General features: G+C 35.2%; 13 protein-coding genes and 2 pseudogenes. 3 read left to right on the top strand and 12 right to left on the bottom strand.

Annotation, left to right across the window (positions count from 1 at the left end; translation table 11 throughout):
• Window positions 1-335 precede the first annotated feature (335 nt).
• Together ACFFHF_RS13200 and ACFFHF_RS13195 are read right to left on the bottom strand one after the other, a co-directional pair.
• Entirely contained in the window at window positions 336-2,471 is a 2,136-nt protein-coding gene (locus ACFFHF_RS13200; RefSeq protein WP_160547527.1) for a heavy metal translocating P-type ATPase, read from the bottom strand.
• Window positions 2,464-2,832 carry a metalloregulator ArsR/SmtB family transcription factor gene (locus ACFFHF_RS13195; RefSeq protein ID WP_160547526.1) on the bottom strand — a complete coding sequence of 123 codons (369 nt, stop codon included), beginning with the start codon at window positions 2,830-2,832 and terminating at the stop codon, window positions 2,464-2,466. Before ACFFHF_RS13195 ends, ACFFHF_RS13200 begins: the two co-directional genes overlap by 8 nt.
• A 1,092-nt stretch (window positions 2,833-3,924) precedes the next feature.
• Between ACFFHF_RS13195 and ACFFHF_RS13190 the strand changes: the two genes are divergently transcribed.
• Together ACFFHF_RS13190 and ACFFHF_RS13185 are read left to right on the top strand one after the other, a co-directional pair.
• A complete protein-coding gene (locus ACFFHF_RS13190; RefSeq protein ID WP_340906950.1) occupies window positions 3,925-5,277 on the top strand; it encodes an alkaline phosphatase in 1,353 nt (450 codons plus the stop codon).
• A gap of 68 nt (window positions 5,278-5,345) precedes the next feature.
• Window positions 5,346-6,020 (top strand): hypothetical protein, encoded by a 675-nt coding sequence (locus ACFFHF_RS13185; protein WP_160547524.1) that lies wholly within the window; start codon window positions 5,346-5,348, stop codon window positions 6,018-6,020.
• 143 nt (window positions 6,021-6,163) lie between these two features.
• On the opposite strand, the gene ccsB is transcribed toward ACFFHF_RS13185, so the two are convergent.
• Together ccsB and resB are read right to left on the bottom strand one after the other, a co-directional pair.
• Complete coding sequence (gene ccsB / locus ACFFHF_RS13180; protein ID WP_340906721.1) at window positions 6,164-7,339, bottom strand: c-type cytochrome biogenesis protein CcsB; 1,176 nt, start codon at window positions 7,337-7,339, stop codon at window positions 6,164-6,166.
• A 13-nt stretch (window positions 7,340-7,352) separates the two neighbouring features.
• Complete coding sequence (gene resB / locus ACFFHF_RS13175) at window positions 7,353-8,996, bottom strand: cytochrome c biogenesis ResB family protein (RefSeq protein WP_160547523.1); 1,644 nt, start codon at window positions 8,994-8,996, stop codon at window positions 7,353-7,355.
• A 252-nt stretch (window positions 8,997-9,248) separates the two neighbouring features.
• On the opposite strand from resB, the gene lspA reads away from it, so the two are divergent.
• Window positions 9,249-9,698 (top strand): signal peptidase II, encoded by a 450-nt coding sequence (gene lspA, locus ACFFHF_RS13170; RefSeq protein WP_160547522.1) that lies wholly within the window; start codon window positions 9,249-9,251, stop codon window positions 9,696-9,698.
• Window positions 9,699-9,786: 88 nt separating this feature from the next.
• On the opposite strand, the gene ACFFHF_RS13165 is transcribed toward lspA, so the two are convergent.
• The 8 genes and pseudogenes from ACFFHF_RS13165 to ACFFHF_RS13130 form a co-directional block, all read right to left on the bottom strand.
• A complete protein-coding gene (locus tag ACFFHF_RS13165) occupies window positions 9,787-10,449 on the bottom strand; it encodes a CadD family cadmium resistance transporter (RefSeq protein ID WP_160547521.1) in 663 nt (220 codons plus the stop codon).
• 61 nt (window positions 10,450-10,510) lie between these two features.
• The gene (locus ACFFHF_RS13160; RefSeq protein ID WP_160547520.1) at window positions 10,511-11,293 is read right to left on the bottom strand and encodes a ZIP family metal transporter; all 783 of its coding nucleotides are present in this window, start codon (window positions 11,291-11,293) and stop codon (window positions 10,511-10,513) included.
• 75 nt (window positions 11,294-11,368) lie between these two features.
• A pseudogene (lpdA, locus tag ACFFHF_RS13155) lies at window positions 11,369-12,785 on the bottom strand (dihydrolipoyl dehydrogenase).
• 197 nt (window positions 12,786-12,982) lie between these two features.
• Window positions 12,983-15,154 (bottom strand): heavy metal translocating P-type ATPase, encoded by a 2,172-nt coding sequence (locus ACFFHF_RS13150; RefSeq protein ID WP_160547519.1) that lies wholly within the window; start codon window positions 15,152-15,154, stop codon window positions 12,983-12,985.
• Complete coding sequence (locus ACFFHF_RS13145; protein WP_160547518.1) at window positions 15,147-15,518, bottom strand: metalloregulator ArsR/SmtB family transcription factor; 372 nt, start codon at window positions 15,516-15,518, stop codon at window positions 15,147-15,149. Before ACFFHF_RS13145 ends, ACFFHF_RS13150 begins: the two co-directional genes overlap by 8 nt.
• Window positions 15,519-15,774: 256 nt before the next feature.
• Complete coding sequence (gene cypC / locus ACFFHF_RS13140) at window positions 15,775-17,034, bottom strand: CYP152 family fatty-acid peroxygenase CypC (protein WP_160547517.1); 1,260 nt, start codon at window positions 17,032-17,034, stop codon at window positions 15,775-15,777.
• Between the two features lie 299 nt (window positions 17,035-17,333).
• Window positions 17,334-18,611 (bottom strand): Nramp family divalent metal transporter, encoded by a 1,278-nt coding sequence (locus tag ACFFHF_RS13135; RefSeq protein ID WP_340906727.1) that lies wholly within the window; start codon window positions 18,609-18,611, stop codon window positions 17,334-17,336.
• A 1,339-nt stretch (window positions 18,612-19,950) separates the two neighbouring features.
• Window positions 19,951-20,382: pseudogene (locus ACFFHF_RS13130) on the bottom strand (ATP-binding protein); the annotation flags it as partial.
• Between the last annotated feature and the right edge of the window lie 152 nt (window positions 20,383-20,534).

Below are 20,534 nucleotides of genomic sequence, written 5' to 3'. Positions count from 1 at the left end.
GGGGGACGTCTTTTCCTTTCCCCAAAATAAATGTCGAAATGTTTCGAATTATATACGGACATTATAATCGACTAATTCTGGACAGGCAATACCGTCAACTTTAGGAAATTTAAAGATGTCAAAAACATTCGATAAACAAATCTAACCTGGAGAGAAATATGTTTCGCTAGGTAAAAACTAATAGATACATTAAATATTTAACTTTCCTATTCTTCTAAAAAAGTAGCTTACTTTATTTTTCTAAAATAAAAAAACCGTAGAAATACTCTACGGTTTTATAAAAGATATGTGTCCTCTCAGTTTAGGTTATAATATTTGATGAGAAGCCTTTGTTATTATTTATCCCTTATCTTAAGTAGTCTCAGGCTATTTAAAGTAACAAGTAAGGTAGCACCCATGTCTGCAAATATAGCAATCCATAGGGTTAACCAGCCAGGAATAACAAGTAACAAAGCAATTAGCTTGATTCCTAACGAAAAAGTAATATTCTGCTTAATAATCATTAAAGCTTTTCTACTGAGTTTTAAGGAAAAAGGTAATTTACCCAGATCGTCTGCCATGAGAGCAATATCTGCCGTTTCCAGTGCTGTATCTGTTCCTGCACCTCCCATGGCAATCCCTACTGTAGAAGCTGCTAGAGCCGGCGCATCGTTTACACCGTCCCCCACCATAGCAACACGATCATACTTAGCCCTTAATTCTTTAATAAAGGCTAACTTATCTTGTGGAAGTAACTCTGCCTTTACGTCAGAAACCCCAACTTGAGCCCCTATCGCTTTAGCGGTTCCTAGGTTATCACCTGTCAGCATAATCGTTTTTTGTACACCTAGTGAGTGTAACTTGTTAATAACAGCTTTACTATTTTCCCTTACCACGTCAGCTACAGCGATAAGTGCCATAATGTGTTTAGATGTGCCAGACACCATGACTGTTTTACCTTGATTTTGTAATTCAGTAATTAAAGTCTTAAGGTCATTAGGAATCCCACCAGCTAAAAGCTCTTCAAATAAGCTAGGGCTACCAACATAATAGGATTGGTTATCTACAGTACCTTTAATTCCTTTACCGGTGATTGAAGTAAAATCATCAACTGTCGTACTTTGATAAGGTAAAATCATTTGTTCAGCTCTTTTCATGATGGCTGAAGCTAACGGATGTTGAGAACCATTTTCTAACGCAGCAACTATGGTAAGGTGTTCATGATCATCTACATCTTGTTGTGGAAGATAATCTGTTACAACAGGAACTCCCTTGGTTAACGTTCCTGTTTTATCAAAGGCTATTGCTTTAATCGCACCCAATTCTTCTAAGTGAATCCCACCTTTAATAAGAACCCCATTTCTAGCTGCATTACCAATCGCTGTGACAATGGAGACAGGGGTGGAAATAACTAAAGCACATGGACAACCCACAACTAAAACGGCTAGTCCCTGATAAATCCATGTATTCCAATCTGTACTGAAAAATAAAGGCGGAATGACAGCCACTCCTAAAGCAATGAGCATGATTACTGGGGTATAGTATTTAGCGAACCGATCCACAAATGCTTGAGATGGAGCACGTTCTGCTTGTGCTTCTTCAACCAAATGGATGATTTTTGAAATTGTGGTATCATCCACATGCTTAGTTACTTTAACTTCGAGTAACCCTTCCTCATTTAAAGTTCCTGCAAACACTTCATCATTTTCACCTTTGGATACTGGAACAGATTCACCCGTAATAGCCGACTGATTAACAGAAGATAACCCTTTTACAACCACACCATCCATTGCAATCTTCTGCCCTGGTTTGACTACCATAATATCGCCAATTTGAATATCCTCTACTGCTACCATAAGTTCTTTTGACCCTCTTCTTATGAGGGCTTCTCGTGGAGCAATATCCATTAAAGAGCGTATAGATTGACGTGCTTTGTCCATGGAGTAAGTTTCTAAGGCTTCACTGATAGCAAACAGGATAACCACTGTCGCTCCTTCACCCCATTCTCCAATAATCGCAGCACCTATCACCGCAATAGTCATGAGTGTCTTCATATCAAATTGGAGACGTAATAAATTTTTTAATCCAGTTGTAAATAATCTATAGCCACCCACTAGAATGGAAGCACCATAAGCTATAATAGAAGGTAAGCTTTCTTCTCCATACTGGTTACCTGAAAACCAACCCATTAATAGAAAAATTAGAGACATAATTACAGTGGCGTGTTTTTGGAAAAAGGGTTCTTTCTTTTCATCAAAACGTTCATTTTCAGGTATTACTTTTATATTCTCAAAAGCGCCTGCTTTTTCTAATTCTTCGATCGTTGTGTCACCGTATACCGTTACTTTGGAAGCACCAAAATTTACAATCGCATCAGAAACACCATCCAGGTGTTTTACGTTCTTTTCGAACTTTGTCGCACAGCCAGCTCAGGAGAATCCTTGGACTCGATATACTGCCTTTTTACTTGTTTGTTCAACTGCTTCACCCATGAGTTTTTATCTCCTTTTGATGCATAATTGCAATCATTATAAGTTGTTTTACATGATCATCATCAAGAGAGTAAAAAACTAATTTACCCTCCTTACGGTATTTAGCTAACCCTAAGTTTCTAAGAAGTCTTAAGTGATGGGATGCCGTTGCCGTGGTACAACCGACGATATTAGCTACATCACAAACACAAAGTTCATCTTCCTCACTTAAAGAGTAAGCAATTTTAATTCTAGTGTCATCTGAAAGGGCCTTAAATATTTGTGCAACAGTAAGGGTATCTACTGCAGAAATTGACTCTTTACCTTTTTTTACCTTTTCTTCGTCCACACAGGATATTTCACAGATATCTTCTTCTTTCATAAATTCACCCCTTTATTCAAATGTTCGTTTGATTATCAGTATATGTAATTAAAGTTTAATGGTCAATTACTATTGGGAGTAATTTATGATATTTTATCTTTAAATGATTATAATTAATTATCAATTGTTGCTACATATATTTCCGTCTTGCACATAGTATCCACATCATTAACATACATAGTGTTTAGTTGAGAGAAACACCTCCAACACCTTACTAAAAACAAGGTTCTTGTCACCAATTTAGTCTTGCTAAAAGGGTTGTAATTTCTACCTCTAATATCCCTTATAAAAAAACTCCCTCAACTAATAAGTGATTAATCCAGACATTTTATTTTTCTCTAATTTTTATAGGGGCCATTTTATATAAAATACCCTCTATTTCATTGCATTATCTTGAACGGATAAAATTTAAGTATATAAGCAAACAAACTCACTGGACTTACAACAAGTAATTGTTGGTTATCATAGAAGATATTAGCTATTTTTGTTGACATATATTTTATGCAGTCCAATTCTTAAATTCTAATTTCTCTGAAAAAATCCTTTAAAAATTAACTAAAATATTTCTATGAACAACATATATCTTATATAGAAGATGATAGATTTTTTTAAGATAATAAGATGGGAATTTGAGAACGATTGCATTGTATCTATTTACTCATTATAAAACACTTTAAAGAAATAATGACTCATTTCTTTAAAATTCTTCCTTATGTAATACGTTAATGTAATACGTTAATCCAATTGTCAATTGCAATGGAAATCATCTTTGTTGTTAACAAAGTTTGTCGAATAAATGCGTTGATTGTAAACAAGAGATTAAATTTGTAAATAAAATGTAAATGCCATTTGTGTTAATTATATTCTCTATGAGATACCATTGAACTATCCAAAAAAAATATTAAACTACACTATTAAGAAAACACCGAACACCCTAGTATTATAGAACTAAATTCAGGAGAAAGGAATAAACATTTTTGTTATCTATATATTTACAATATAAACACCCTACGTTAACAAGCACTTAAAACTACTAAAATATTATATTACATGTAAACCAAATTAGGAGGAAAAAAGAATTTAAAAAAGAAAATTATACCTTTTGCAATTGTTACTTCCTTAGCTCTTACTAGTTTTACAGGATCTTTCTCCTCAGTTGAAGCCAAAGATAATAGCCAAAATACCGGTAAAGTAAAAAATGTTATCTTTTTAATAGGGGATGGAATGGGTACATCTTATACTTCAGCATACCGTTATCTTAAGGATGATCCAACTACAAAAATTACAGAAAAAACAGCCTTTGATCAATATCTAGTCGGACAGCAAATGACATATCCGGAAGATCCATCACAAAATGTTACAGATTCAGCTTCTGCTGCAACAGCCATATCAGCTGGAATTAAAACATACAACAATACAATTGCTGTAGATAATGATGAAACTGAAGTAAAAACCGTACTAGAAGCAGCTAAAGAGAAAGGCAAATCAACTGGCATTGTCGCTACTTCTGAAATTACACATGCTACCCCTGCTTCTTACGGGTCTCACGATAGTAGCCGTAAAAATATGAATAGTATAGCTGATGATTATTATGAAGAGTTAATCAATGGAAAACATAAATTAGATGTTATGCTCGGTGGAGGAACTGACCTATTTGTACGACAGGACCGTAACCTAGTAGAAGAATTTCAAAAAGATGATTATAGTTACGTAACAAATCGAAATGATTTACTGAATAATAAAGATGAGCAAGTTCTTGGCTTGTTTGCACCAACAGGTATGCCTAAAGCGATAGACCGTGAAAATGATACTCCTTCCTTAGAGGAAATGACAAAAACCGCAATTGATCGCTTACAAAAGGATAAAGATGGTTTCTTCCATATGGTTGAAGGAAGCCAAGTTGATTGGGCCGGTCATGATAACGATATCGTTGGGGCTATGAGTGAGATGGAGGATTTTGAGAAAGCATTCAAAGCAGGAATTGAATTCGCTAAAAAGGATAAGAATACATTAGTTATTGCCACAGCAGACCACTCTACAGGTGGCTTTTCTATAGGGGCTAACGGAAATTATAACTGGTTTGGTGAGCCAATCAAATCAGCAAAACGCACTCCAGATTTTATGGCTAATCAAATTTTAAATGGCGAAAACGTGGAGGAAACTTTAAAACAATTCATTAGTCTTGACTTATCTAATAAAGAAATTCAAACTGTTAAAGATGCAGCTGTAACTAAAAACTTCACAAATATAGACAATGCCATTGAAAATATTTTTAATGAACGTTCTAAGACTGGCTGGACAACTGGTGGACATACCGGTGAAGACGTCCCAGTATATGCCTTCGGTCCATCAAGTGATAAATTTGTTGGCAGTATTGACAATACTGACCACGCAAAAATTATCTTTGATTTATTGAAATCTAAAATTAACATTAACGATAAATAACTTGAAAAAATAAAAGAATGTCCATTGTAATCTACAATGGACATTCTTTTTAACATAGGGGAGTTAAAATGAAAAAAGCAATATTTCTATGTTTAATATTATCTATTATATTAATAGGTTGCTCCAATAATAGTAATACTACTAATAAATCTGTTACAACAGAGAGAAATCAAGATATAAAATCAAATTCAACAAATTCTAACAATGGAATACCAAGTTACTATCAAGATTATATTGTTAGTCCTCAAGTGATAGATGACAGGACTATACTAGAGATAGGGCAATCGTTTAAAGATCATAAAGGTGAGGGAATATTAAAGGCAATAAATAATGAAACTAATACTTTTCTTATAGGTCAAATCGAATTAACTATAAGAGAAGTAAAGATACTCCAATTTAAACCAGATTATAGCTTAATTGATTTCTATCACTCTTATACTCAAGCTCAAGAGTTTGATTTTATTAAACTATTTGTAGAAATAAAAAACACGTCAAATAAACCTCTAAAATTTGCACCTGCTGCAATAATAAACACCAATTCAGGTGAGAAAAAGACATGGGAAGATGATATTTACCTAGAGGAATTAAATGGACAAATAGAAGCAAATGCAAAGAAAAAGGGTAACATAGGTTTTATTTTAGAAGAATCAGACATTGACTCGATAGAGATTACAACAAGCGATGTTTTTAATCAAACAGATAAAAAAATAACTGATGCTGGAAAGATCCAAATTGAATTTTAGTATCTTCTTATGTTCAATTCCAACCTAGAACTAATATATAATTTTCTATTATATCTTTTTCCATATTTTTATTGAAAAAGGAACTTAGGCTTCAAAATAAATTTTGAAACCTAAGTTCTTTTTTCTCAGTGATTAAATTTTTTTTAGGCATATGAATGTAGACCAGCAATAATTAGATTAACGAATATTAGATTGAAAATAATAATACCAAAACCTATTACTCCAAGCCAAGCTGATTTCTCACCATGCCATCCTTTCGATAGACGGAGGTGTAAATAGGCAGCATAAAATAACCACGTAATTAAGGCCCATACCTCTTTAGGATCCCATCCCCAGAAACGAGTCCAGGCTATTTGCGCCCAAATCATTGCAAAAATAAGAGCCCCTAAAGTAAATATTGGGAAACCGATTGCAACTGACCTGTATCCAATTTCATCGACCAAATCAAGTTTGATATTTTTTGTTAATGGCTGAAGAACTGCAGCAATTCTCTTTTTAAAAATAAATCTAAGAATTCCATATAGAATTAAACCTGTAACAGCAGACCAAACCACCGTGTTTAATTTACCTGCTGCGACGATTGCTGGTACCTCAACAAGAGCTTCCATTTTACCTTTTGTAAGTAATTCTCCTTGATTTGGCCCTATAATTGAAGGTAAATTATACGTCAATTCAACCACCTGATCATTTTTATCAACCCACTTATAGACCGCCTCATACCCTATTCCTCTAAATATACTTGTAATTACCACAAATGCAAGCGTCGCCACAATCGTGTACAAGACCACCTCTAGCCAAAAATTCCCTTTTGAGCTTTTTGTCTGATCAACAGAACGAATTAGATAAATTACACCTGCAATAAAACTACTCGCTAAAATAGCTGATCCTAGTGCCGTTGTTGTTACATGGATAGCGAGCCAATCACTTTGTAGAGCGGGTATTAATGGAGCAATATCTGTTGGAAACATGCTCCCATAAGCAATAATCAACAATGTAATTGGTAAAGTAAACAAACCGAGTATAGCTACCTTGTAAATAAAATAAAGTATAATGAATGAAAGAACCATCATCATGCTAAAAGCAGTTATAAACTCGAACATATTACTAACAGGCGCTTGTCCAGATGCAACCCATCGTGTAATAAAATAACCCAAATGTGAAACAAAAGCTAGGATGGTGACAATTATTGCGACTGTCGCCCATTTGCTCGGTTTTTCGTATAGCTTTCTTTTATCTCGAATGGCTCCACCAAATAAAAATGTTGCAACTAGATAAAGTAAGAATGCTGTATATAGTAAATTACTACTTAAAGCTACCACATTTATTCCTCCTCTATTTATTTTTAGTAGTTTCGTTTGATTGGTCGGATAGTTTATTAATGCTGGATTCTTTTAAAATACCGTTTATTTCGTTTCGCATTCCATACCAATTTTTATTTGTATGTGCTGCAATTAATAAGCTGTCACCGACTCTTCTAATCCATATTCGTCTATGATTCCAGTACATTCCTTGAATAACTCCAATCATGAAAATAGCTCCCCCTACACCAAGAAACCATAGAGTATGGTCTTTCCGAACTGTCAAAGCCGAAAGGTTTTTCGTTTCAAGGCCTTCAAATTTTAGTTTTAATTGATTGTCTTCCACTGGGTCGAGCGTTTGTTGGATGGCAACAAAGCTTTTTTCGCCTTCTGGTTTTGCAGGAGATATCATATTAAAAACAAATGCTGGGTTGTCGGGAACTCGGCTTTTTGTATCAGGTTCACCTTCGTTATTGAAATAGAAGTTTGGAAAATAAGTAACTATTTCGACTTTATACCCATCGCCTAAATCATACTCCTTCTTTGGATCCAGCAAATCTACAGTAATCTTACCAAAACTTTCTTCTGTCTCTTTGTCTATTAAACTAAAAGTAAACTTATTCAATTCATTTAATTTATAAGAAGTCTGGTAAAGAGCATATGAATCGTATTTTAAGGGATAATTTACTCTTATTTGTTCATTCTTCACCTTTTTTAATTCGGGCTTCGATCCATGAACAATTTCCCCTTTTCGTTCATACAAAGTCACATTTGTTTGGAAGTTTTTTACTACATTTCCATCTCCAACTCTTGTAAGAGTATTTCCAAAAACTTCATCCTCTTGTTCTTTTTGATAAGTATCAATAATGAACTTATCACTGCTTAAATAATATTTCCCATCTGTCCCTGGGATAACACTTGTTTCACCGTCACGAATCCAAAGCATTTCGTCTATGTACATTCCTGGAACAAATCTCAACATCCCACCCATAAGGAAGATAATAAGGCCGACATGATTTACATAAGGTCCCCATCTTGAAAATCGATTTTTTTCAGCTAAAATATTACCATTTTCCTCCGATACATTATAACGTTTTCCTTTTAATTTAGATTTTAGCAACGTCAATTGCTCATTAATGTTCTCTGTCACAATGGTTTCACTTAAAAGGCGCTGTCTGCGCATGAAACTTTCATGCCGTGTAATCCCTTGTTTTTTCAAAGCCCGATATAGTGGAATAAACCGGTCTAAACTTGCAATAACAAGTGATATACCGAGAGCTGCAATTAATAAAAAATACCACCATGAACCATAAAGATTGTGAAAACCTAATTCAAAATACATTTGACCAAGAAATCCATATTTTTCCTTATAGAACTCTTGTGGAACAACGGTTGGAGGAATATACATCTCTTGAGGGAAAATTGTTCCAATTGCAGATGCAATTAAAAGAAGAACAATTATCCAAACTCCCACTTTAACGGATGGAAAAAAGTTCCAAATTTTATCAATAATTGATTTTTTATACGTTTGTGAGCGTCTGGCACCTCCATCATATCTCATATCCAGTAGAGTATTTGAACCTTCTCCTCTGTTATCACTGATAGTTCGTCCACAAGATTCACAAAGAACCGTTCCATATGGAATGGAATAACCACATTCACATTTGACAAGTTCCATTCTAAAAGCGCCTAACCAATATTAATTATTTTTATAATATAGAATGGTAGAGTGACAAAGATTAAACAGGAATTACTTGTGAAAACATATTTATTAAAACTCCCCCTTTTTTTATTTGAATCTTGACATAATTCCCTATTAATTTTAATCTAGAAACACAAAATACTCAAATAATTATTTGAATGTTTTAAAGATATTATGCGAGGGGGTAAATAATAGGAACTCTATATTATAATGTTGAGGTGAAAAATCTTGTACTGGATTGCTCTTATCACACTAGCAATTGACCAACTTGCTAAATATATGACCAGAAACTTTATGGAATATGGTGAAACCATTCCTATTATTAATAACTTTTTCCATCTAACCTCCCATCGTAATCCAGGAGCTGCATGGGGAATTTTTTCGGGACAAAAATTCTTTCTAATCAGCATAGCTTTTATTGCCATTATTGCAATGATCTTTTATTCCCGAAAAGTAACGGATAAACTAACACGATTAGCCATTGGTTTTTTTATTGGTGGTGCCGCTGGCAATGTAACAGATCGATTAATCTTCGGAGAAGTAACTGATATGTTTGATATCCGATTTATAAATTACCCCATTTTCAACACAGCAGATGTCTTCCTTATTAGTGGGGTATTCTTATTACTAATAGGTACTTTTAGAGAAGCAAAAACGGAGAGAAATCAATCCAATTAGACCCAACCACTAAATAAACTCAATAATCTTTTTCAAAAATTTAAAGTCCCTTTGGAATCTCCAAAGGGACTTTTTTGAATAAACTAGCCTACTTGACCAAATTCAAAATGGCATTTAAAGTTTCATTCTCAACCATGATATATATACCTAATCCAATAAATACAATAGGGATAATCCATCTTCCGAATTTTTCTAATACTTCAGATACATGTCTGAAAGCTGCCAATCGATTACCTATGAAACACCAGACTGCCACCATTATGAAAAAGATAACAACAGTGATCCACAATTCACTTGAATTTAGAGTAGAAAAGTAAGGTACATAGATTCCAATGTTATCCCCACCATTAGCAAATGTAATAAAAGCGACACTCAAGAATAATTTATTAAATTTTCCAGAATTCAAACTAGATAGGATTGCTCCTTCATCCTCATCTTCACCCATAATAAAAAGTTTAATTCCTAGATAGATTGGAATTAAACCAAGTAAACCAACCCATTGCTCAGGTATTATCATAAGACCGAAATTACCTAACAGACTAACCAAAACTAATAAGGCAAAACCTAAATATTGACCAATGACTATATCTCTAGGGTAGATTAGTTTAGTTTTTGTGTGCATGTTAACCTTCCTACTGTCATTTGCTTTAGCCTGTGCATTTGCCTGAGAGAACAGAAGCATTAAAACAAAAATGTCATCAATATTGGTTACTATGAAAGCACCAATTGCAGATATAACGACTATTGCCATTTTTATCAACTCCACTATGATTTCAATAAAATATTAGTACATGCAATATAATTTACATTTTTTAAAATTGAATAAACAAAATATGTTCTGGATAGTGCACATGAAAAGATAACTGGTTCAATATCAAGTGAAGAGCAAAATACAGTAAAATTCCAACAAAAAAGAAGAGAATAATGGGTCTATCTCCCATCGCATTTACAATAGGTAACAAATCAACTGTAACTATGTATAGAAATATACCTGATGTAATGGAAAGAGCGATAGCAAGGATACTGCTATCAACAGTGAAAAATTGAGTTAAAAACAAGGAAGCTATCGCACCTGCTATCGTTGATACACCCAATAAGAATGATGCTCCTATTGCCTTCTTCTTGCTTTTTAAACTGGCAAATACAATTGAAGAAATCGTCAAACCATCCGGAATTTTGTTTAGTAATACAGCAATTAATACAACAAATCGTATTCTCTCATCTAATTTGAAACTGGCAACAATAGAAACACCATCAAAAAACGTGTGAACCAACATACCCACTAAAGCACTAAGGGTTGTCCTTTGAGAATGAGAATGTGTATGAGTCTCTTCTCCGAAATGAAAATGGGGTGCAAGAAACTGTTGGAACAAAAAGATCAATCCAAATCCTATAACAATATATATGGCACTGGATTCATGAATTTCCAATGCTTCTGGTATTAAATCCATAACAGCAATTGTAAAAAGTATTCCAGCACTCAAAGCCATTAAGCCGTTTAAGCCTCTCCTAGACCAATTTATTTTAAGGAAAATCACAAGGCCACCCAAGATATTAGCCAAAGCAGCGGCAATAACGTAAAACAGTATGGTCATTGATTCCCTCTCCCGTAAATTTAACAGATCAGACCTGCACTAATGAAAAATGTAGGTCAACCTGCGTGTTCACTATTACTTTTTATTTAACATGTGAATGGCATGTCCCATAATACCCTCTGTCGCCTCCATCAGTGGCTCAGGCAGTGTAGGATGAGCATGTATGGTAAGACTAAGATCTTCGGCTGTTGCCCCTGCCTCAATCGCAAAAACCGCTTCAGAAAGGAGTGATGATACTTCTGGACCTACCATCTGTACCCCCAACACCATTTTTGTTTTCTTTTCAGCTACAACTTGTACAAAGCCATCCGCGTCCGACACAGATAATGCTCTGCCATTCGCTTGGAATGGAAAGCGACTAGTAACTGTTTCGAATCCTTGTTCTTTTGCCTCCTTTTCCGTTAAACCTGTATAGGCCACTTCAGGTTCGCTAAAAATAACAAAAGGCATGGCTCGAAAATCAATTACACTATTTTGACCACTTATTACTTCAGCAGCTATCTTCCCTTCGTAACTAGCTTTATGAGCAAGGAGATAACCACCGGCACAATCCCCTATTGCATATACATGTTCGATGTTTGTTTGACATTTGTCATTTATCTTAATAAACCCTCGTTGATCTACACTACTCCGATATTGTCTAAACCAACTTTTGCTGTATTTGGTTTTCTTCCTATAGAAACTAAGCAATAATCTCCTTTAAATATTTCTTCTTTTCCATTTAATTGAACATGGACATTTACTTCATCACCAGTATTTTCTCCGCCTTGGACGAAAGCGTTAGTTATGACGGTGATGTCCAATTCCTTTAAATGACGTTTTACTACATTAGTTAATAAAGGATCTGTACCTGGAAGAATGGTGTCTGACCCCTCAAGGATGGTCACTTTAGCCCCGAATTTGGCATAAGCAGCACCCAACTCCAAACCGATATAGCCTCCACCTACTACAACTAAATGTTTTGGTACTTCTTGAAGCATTAATGCCTCAGTTGAAGAGATGATTCTTTTTTTATCAAATGGCATACTTTTTAACTCCGTAGGTAAGGACCCTATAGCAAGGATTAAATCTTTGTAAGAATATACATGTTCTTCGTTATCTATCCTGACTTTTGCGGTATGGGATTCAGTGAGATAGGCCTCCCCACTAATCACCTCCACTCCATTGCCTTTTAGCAGGGTACGAACCCCATTCGTCAGCTTGTTCACTATCCCGTCTTTCCACTTCACTACTTCCGGCATATCAACTTTAATTTCACCAGAAACTTTTATGCCCATTTCACTCGCATGTTTAATGTGTTTTACTCGTTCAGATGCACTAATAAGAGCGTTCGATGGTATACATCCACGGTTAAGGCAAACCCCTCCTAGTTCCGCTTTGTCCACTAGAACTACTTGTTTTCCCAGCTGAGCGGCAGTATGGCGGCTACGTATCCTCCAGATCCTGCACCTATAATTAATAAATCAACATCTTTTTTAACAGCTACAGTCATTTCAGCTTCCTCCTTCGGTGATTGAAAAGAATTATAGTTAAAGATAAAATCACATGACACCGTTATGTAATATAAATACTGATGTTTTACTTATACCCAACCTTTACATCTTTATTAGAATTGATTTAATTTATTTTTTTAATACAATCATTGCAAGAAAAGGGCTTTCCACTTTGTCTGGAAAGCCACTATTGTCTTTATTCTTTCACTCGCATAAGTCGTAATCCATTTAGCGCTACCAAAAGGGTTGCTCCCATATCAGAAAGAATGGCGATCCAAAGAGTTAACCAACCCGGAATGACTAGTAACAACGCAATTAATTTAATAGCGATTGCAAAGGTAATGTTAGCCTTGATGATATTTAAAGATTTACGGCTTAGTTTCACAGTAAATGGAAGTTTTCTTAAATCATCTCCCATTAGTGCAACGTCTGCCGTTTCCAACGCTGTATCTGTACCAGCCCCACCCATAGCAATCCCAACTGTAGAAGCTGCCAACGCCGGAGCGTCATTGACACCATCTCCAACCATCCCTACGTTACCGTACTCAGATCTCATTTGTTTAATATAATTTAATTTGTCCTCAGGCATCAGTTCAGCCTGAATTTCTGATACTCCAACCTGCCCTCCGATAGCATTAGCAGTACCTTTGTTGTCACCTGTAAGCATAATTGTTTTTTTGATCCCAAGTTGATGTAGCTTTTGAATAATTTCTTTACTTGATTCACGTACTTCATCAGCTACCGCTATAACAGCGAGTATTTCTTTATCAGTTCCAACTACAATCGCTGTTTTTCCTTGATTTTGTAGAGTTGTTACATTTTGCTCTAAGTTCTTATCGAAATTAGAAGTTGCTAATTCCTTAAAGAGTTTCGGGTTACCAATATAATAAGTCATCCCGTTTACAATTCCTTTGATACCCTTACCCGTAATAGAAGAGAAGTCTTCTACTACAATATCAGAATAACTAATGTTCTCCTCTTCAGCTTTTTTCATGATCGCAGAGGCAAGTGGATGTTGAGAACGATACTCTAATGCAGTAATGATAGAAAGTATTTCTTTTTCATTTACCTGTTTATTTACCACATTAAAATCAGTTACTACTGGAACACCTTTTGTTAAGGTACCTGTTTTATCGAATGCAATGGCTTTTAAGGCACCCATTTCTTCTAAATAAACACCTCCTTTTATTAGTACACCTTTTTTCGCTGCATTCCCAATCGCTGAAACAATAGAAATCGGAGTTGAAATAACTAACGCGCAAGGACAACCAACTACAAGAACAGCTAAACCTTGATAAATCCATGTTTCCCAACTACCATCAAAGAACAAAGGAGGGACTATCGCAACTAATGCTGCAATGACCATGATGATCGGTGTGTAATATTTCGCAAATTTATCCACAAATGCTTGCGAAGGAGCGCGTTCACCTTGTGCTTCCTCTACCAGATGAATAATTTTAGAAATGGTTGTATCTTCTACAAGTTTGGTTATTTTTACTTCAAGTAATCCTTCTTCATTTAGAGTACCTGCAAAAACATCATCATCAACGGTTTTGGCAACAGGGACGGATTCACCTGTAATCGCTGCTTGATTAACTGCAGAGTACCCACTTACAACCAAACCATCCATAGCAATCTTTTGACCAGGTTTGACGATCATAATATCTCCAACCACAATATCATCCACATGGATCATACTTTCTTTTCCATTCCGTCTAACAAGGGCTTCCTTTGGAGCGATATCCATTAACGAACGAATCGATTGTCTGGCTTTATCCATAGAGAAGCGTTCAAGAGCCTCACTGATCGCAAATAATATGACAACAATGGCAACTTCTGCCCACTCTCCTATAATCGCACCACCTATAACTGCTACTGTCATCAGGGTTTTCATGTCAAATTCAAAGCGTAATAAGTTTTGTAAACCAACTTTGAAGAGCTGTAATCCTCCGATTAACATGGATGCTACAAATAATAATGCAGTTACAATGTTCTCATCCCCATTTACATTTGCGGAAAGGTAACCAAAGACAACGAATAAGGCTGAATAGAGCAAAGTACTATGTTTTTTATAGAAAGGGACTTTCTCTTCTTTAACCTCTTTTTCCTCTCTCCCCCTTTCTGAAGATGGTCCTACAGTTTTCTCCGATGTCACTTTAAGATTCTCAAATGCACCTGCTTTTTCTAATTCTTCAATCGTTGTTTCCCCGTAAACGGAAATTTTTGATGCGCCAAAATTTACTTTTGCATCCTGAACTCCCGGAAGTTTTTTAACATTATTTTCAAACTTCCCTGCACAATTTGCGCATGTAAATCCCTGAACGCGGTACACATTTTTTTCATTCTCTAATGCTTTTGCTTTAGACATTTTTCACAGCCTCCTTCTGATGTGCAAATGCAACTTGTACTAGTTGCTTTACATGATCATGATCATCATCCAATGTATAATAAACTAACTTTCCTTTTTTGCGATACCTTGCTAATCCAAGATTATTAAGTAACCTCAAATGATGAGATGTTGCAGCATTTGTAGCACCCACAATATTGGCTACATCACATACACATAATTCATCTTCTAATGAAAGAGCAAATGCAATCTTAATCCGCGTATCATCAGACAAAGCTTTAAAAATTTTAGCTACGTCCAATGAATTTTGTTGGATTAATACATTTCTTACTCTATTGACTTTTTCTTCATCTATACAGGTAACTTCACATCCATCATTTTTCAAGTTTATCACCTCTTTTCAATCAAACATCTATTTGAATATTATTTTAAGTCACAACAAACAAATAGTCAAATATATATTTGATTGTTATTTAATTACGATTGTAAGTTGCTACTAATGGCAAAAAGAAGTTCAACAATTGAAAAAGCCCGATTCTCTCTTTGTTAAAGAAAAACGGACTTTGTCTTTTCAACTCTCTCATTAATATTAGCACGTCTGGCGAGCTTAATAAGGTTATCATTCGAATAATGTAGTGTAATTATATCTTTCGCTTTACACTCTTTAGCACTATTTTGCTATGGGGAATACTAGGAATTCTCACCATACTGTAACTTAAATCCTGGTCAGGAACCTCGTATTCCAATCGATTAGCTAGGTAATCAAGACTCACTTTCATGACTTCAATGGTCACCCACTCTCCAGCACAGCGATGACCTAATGAATAATCACCCCCACCCTGTGGTATGAAGCTAAAGGGGCTATCATCCCAATCCGCGAACCGCTCAGGATTAAATTTTTCAGGATTTCCCCATACTTCCGGGTCATGATTAGTGGCATAAAGATCGAGCAATGTTAAAGTATCTTTTTCAAATTTATAGCCGCCCCAAGTGAAGTCTTTTTTTACCCGCGCCCCTACAAACGGAAAAAACGGATAAAAACGTCGAACTTCCTGTACAATCATCTGAGCATATTTACCATCATCAGATTTAAGTTTCTCCCTTTCTTCTGGATAATGGTATACTGCTAATGCAATGAAATTTATGAATATAGCAATTGCAACAATGGGTCTCAAGATATTAATTACTTCCACAGCAGCGATCTCCGTATTCAGAAGATTCCCATCCAAATCACGATGCCAGGAAAATCTGTGTAACGCCGTATCTTCTGGAGGAGTTACTTTTCCATCACGAACCTTTTCGATTAGTTCACCTACCCACTTTTCTACCTGATTCCGTGCATTTCTCCCTAGCCAGTGAGCTGGACCAACTTCAGCTGCCGACTCAAACATCGCCCCCAAGTCTCTTGTCCATCTGTTTACTTCGTCTTCTTGAATCGGGACACCAGCCCATTGGCAGGCGACTCTGTACATAATTCCCTTCGCTTCTTCGTAAAGAATAACCTTATCCATCTGTTCCCATTTATCTAGTGTTTTCTCCCACTGGTGCTTTGTTATATCTTTGAGTTTATTAAGTCCTTCAGGAGACATGATAGACATAAACATTTCCTTGCGATGTTGATGGGACTTTCCATCTAAAGCCTGAACACCATTCTTTCCAAACAACGTTAGCACTACACGGTTGGGTGCAGCATCTTCCCTCATGAATTTTTCATTGTCATAAAAAACTTGCGCAGCATCTTTTCCTACCATACAGATTGCTTTTTTCCCAAGCAATCTGGTCTCAAAAATATTAGAATTGAAACTTTGACACCTGTTTGAAATGTACAAGTAACCTTCTCTAATAAGACTTAAGCTATGATCTATTCCTTCTTCTCGAGGCATTTGATTCGTATCTGACATTTTACTCAACTCCTTTTTCATCAGGATGAGTTTATTTTTTGTAACTTTTTATTTTTTACTCGGTGTTCGTCCTGTATGTATCATTTGGTTAGCAGTAATTTTCTTCTAACGAGAATATCAGTTTGCTATTGGTCAGGTAGGTATAATCTTTATGGATAAGTTAAATGGCTAATGTCCGTTGTTAATTTTAAAATTCATATTCGAGCATATTTTTGCATATAAAGACACCCCATAAAGTCAATGTTTGCCCAATATTGGGGGAACATTAACTTTATGGGGTGCTGTCTGTTTATTCTTTATTATCGAAAGAAAGATTGGTAAAGGAGAAATATATTTAGTGCAATGATAACAAAAGACAAGACCCATGCTGTAATTGTCGTAATCTTTTTATTAACTAAACCACCCATTAGTTTATGATTGCTTGTAAATAGAACTAATGGAACCAACGCAAATGCAATTCCAAATGATAGAATAACCTGACTCATTACAAGCGCTTTTGTTGGATTAATTCCCATTGCAATGATGATAAGTGGGAGTGTAACGGTTATTAGGCGTCTTAAGTATAATGGAATTCTTCTCCTTATAAACCCTTGCATAATAACATCACCAGACATGGTACCAACCGTGGAACTTGATAAACCTGCTGTAAGCAAACCGATACCGAACAAAATAGCTGCAAAAGGACCAATTAAGATCCCCAGCTGTTCAAAAGCTACTTCTAAATCCTGAACAATTAATCCATTTTCAAAGAACATAGATGCAGCTATTATTAACATGCTTGCATTGATAGCCCCTGCAATTACCATTGCAATTATAATATCAATAAACTCGAAACGGAAAATCATTTTACGCTCCTCTTCATTTCTACCAATAACCCGTCGTTGCGTAAGTGCCGAGTGTAAATAAATAGCATGTGGCATAACTGTTGCTCCGAGAATTCCAGCAGCAAGTAGGACGCTGTTTACGTCTTCAAATTTTGGAATAAATAATCCAGTCAAAAAAGGGCCGATTTCTGGCTTTGCATAAAATACCTGAATTCCAAAAGCAATAACAACAATAAAAACAAGCCCCGCAATACCCGCCTCTAAAGATCTTACACCTCTTCTTTGTAGTTCAAGGATTGCAAAAGAACCAATTGCCGCTATTATCGCTGATGGAAGGAGAGGAATTCCAAACAGCAAATATAATCCAAGCGCAGCACCTATAAATTCTGCAAGATCCGTTGCCATTACGACTAGCTCGCCTTGTATCCAGAGTCCAAAGGACACGGGCTTCGGAAATTGTTCTCTAGCTACTTCGGGTAAGTTCTTACCTGTTGCAATACCGAGTTTCGCAGACATGGATTGAATCAACACGGCCATTAGGTTTGAGAATAACACGACCCAAAGCAACATGTATCCATATTGGGATCCCGAAGCAATATTTGTTGCAAAATTACCTGGGTCAATATAGGCTACTGCTGCTATAAATGCAGGTCCTAGAAACGGTAATAACCTTCTGAATCCATGAGTCCTGCCACTTAAAGCATCTTGAGCTGTCTTTGCCAATACCTGCTGTTTCACTGTATTAGATTTCACCTTGATGCACCTCTCTTTTGCGTAACTACTATCTTTTTTGTCCAACATAAAAATGTTTCCTTCGACCAAATTATATGCTCCTACTCCATTATGTGCAACTATTATTAAACTTTAAATGTAAAAAGATATTGAAAATTCAGGACTTTTATTGAAGATTATGTTGAACTAACTTATTAAATAGAAACAAAAGAGTTATGCTTTCGTTGCTGATTTTGCAGAAAGTATTGGTGTTATTAACCTATTCCTTACTCAGTTATCAAAAAAAAGACTTCTTTGACCACTGGAAATTTATGTAACACTCGCTTATGTTTTATTAAATAATAAAAACACTAATACTATTAAAATAAGGGAATACAAAAATAGAGGTGAAAAACGAAATGATTAAAAAGAGGTGGAAGAAAAGATTTCAAAGAACAGAAATAACTCAAGCCCCTCTCATATATGAGTTGGGGCTTTATTATTGTATATCATACGGAGAATCTAGATACAGTTAAAGATGAAAAATAGATTTATCCATTCTTGGATAAAAAATACATTTCAAAAAGTTTTTAAAGTTTCATATAAACTCTAGGATTATTTAAAACACCTAATAGTTAATCAATATCTTCCCAATAAAATTAATACTATTTCATTCTATGCGATATTTGCGCATGCTAAATAACTTTGTTTAGAAGCAGTGGCATTTATGGAATGTAAATTTATTTTCAAAACTAGTACCGAAGTAATTGCATACTGGGTGGAAAGATGTTATCTTGATGCTTTTGAGAAGACCCAAAATGGTTCTTCTTTAAAGATAAGTAAAATACATTTAATAACATGAACACAATGGATTGGCTCCTATAGAAAAAGCAGTATGCAGTTCAATTTTTCTTATCTGGTCATGGTTCGAAGATGGTGAAGCAGCCTTAGAATCAATGGTATTTACAGCCTAATTCTTTAGAAAAAGGGGCTTACAAAGATGAGAAAAGACAATCGAAATAACCAAAATAACTAAACAGAATTACAGGATTTAAGTAACCTATCATTTTCTTTACCATAAAAATTTTGTAGATTAGGACTTAAGGTCATTTTTTAGAATGTCACCTCTCTAAGCTATTAAACAAATTTAAAATCATTGATTTAAATAAAATTATAATATTAAATCCCTTATTGTCTAATTGTTTTAATTCGGTAAAGATTTCTTCCAAATTAATATTTTCCCCGCTTAATTTAATGTTTTCAATTATATATTTCTTTCTTATTGCTTGGTATTTTAAAAAATCGATTAATTCTAAATGCTCTTTTTCTATAATACTTGGAGGGGTGTGACCGTCAAGTAGAATGTAACAGTTTTTGCTCATTATTTTGAAACACTGTTTTCCCAAAATATGGTAGAACGATGTTTCATTCGATAGCTATCATCATTTAAATGAATGATTTCCACACGATGTAGGATTCTGTCTAAAATGGCTGTGGTGATAGCTTGATCACCCAATAATTCTCCCCATTCCTTTGGTGCCTTGTTCGAAGTAAGTATGATTGACGATTGGTTGTATAGATCGTTAACGAGATGAAAGAACATATTTGCGTCCTGCTGATCCATTGCCATGAACATGAGATCATCAATAATGACTAAATCTGCTTCCCTAATCCTTTTCATTCTTGCTTTTGATTTGCGCGTTATATCTTCTGTCTTTAGCGTTTGAACTAATTCACCCATTGAGATAAATACCGATTTAAATCCTTGGTTAATGGCTTCTATTCCTAATCCTACTGCCAGGTGTGTTTTACCCTTATGAAAAGCTTTGCATAAGGGCAATTATCGAAAGTTTTTGTTTATGGAAAGATATTAGTAATTAGGCGTAACATTCGTAGCTGGCATAACAAATATCTTTCCATAATACTCCAAAATTCCTATCGACAAAATTCCTCCAGCCACTTTAA

The sequence above is a fragment of the Robertmurraya beringensis genome, assembly GCF_042433785.1.
Taxonomy (GTDB): Bacteria; Bacillota; Bacilli; order Bacillales; family Cytobacillaceae; genus Robertmurraya_A; species Robertmurraya_A beringensis.
The sequence above is the reverse complement of the archived record's forward strand: the minus strand, read 5'-3'. Positions and strand labels throughout refer to the sequence as shown.

Coding starts and splice junctions, on each gene's coding strand:
- ACFFHF_RS13195 (WP_160547526.1), bottom strand. CDS start 2,832: ATGAAAGAAGAAGATATCTGTGAAATATCCTGTGTGGACGAAGAAAAG.
- ACFFHF_RS13185 (WP_160547524.1), top strand. CDS start 5,346: ATGAAAAAAGCAATATTTCTATGTTTAATATTATCTATTATATTAATA.
- resB (WP_160547523.1), bottom strand. CDS start 8,996: ATGGAACTTGTCAAATGTGAATGTGGTTATTCCATTCCATATGGAACG.
- ACFFHF_RS13165 (WP_160547521.1), bottom strand. CDS start 10,449: ATGGCAATAGTCGTTATATCTGCAATTGGTGCTTTCATAGTAACCAAT.
- ACFFHF_RS13160 (WP_160547520.1), bottom strand. CDS start 11,293: ATGACCATACTGTTTTACGTTATTGCCGCTGCTTTGGCTAATATCTTG.
- ACFFHF_RS13150 (WP_160547519.1), bottom strand. CDS start 15,154: ATGTCTAAAGCAAAAGCATTAGAGAATGAAAAAAATGTGTACCGCGTT.
- cypC (WP_160547517.1), bottom strand. CDS start 17,034: ATGTCAGATACGAATCAAATGCCTCGAGAAGAAGGAATAGATCATAGC.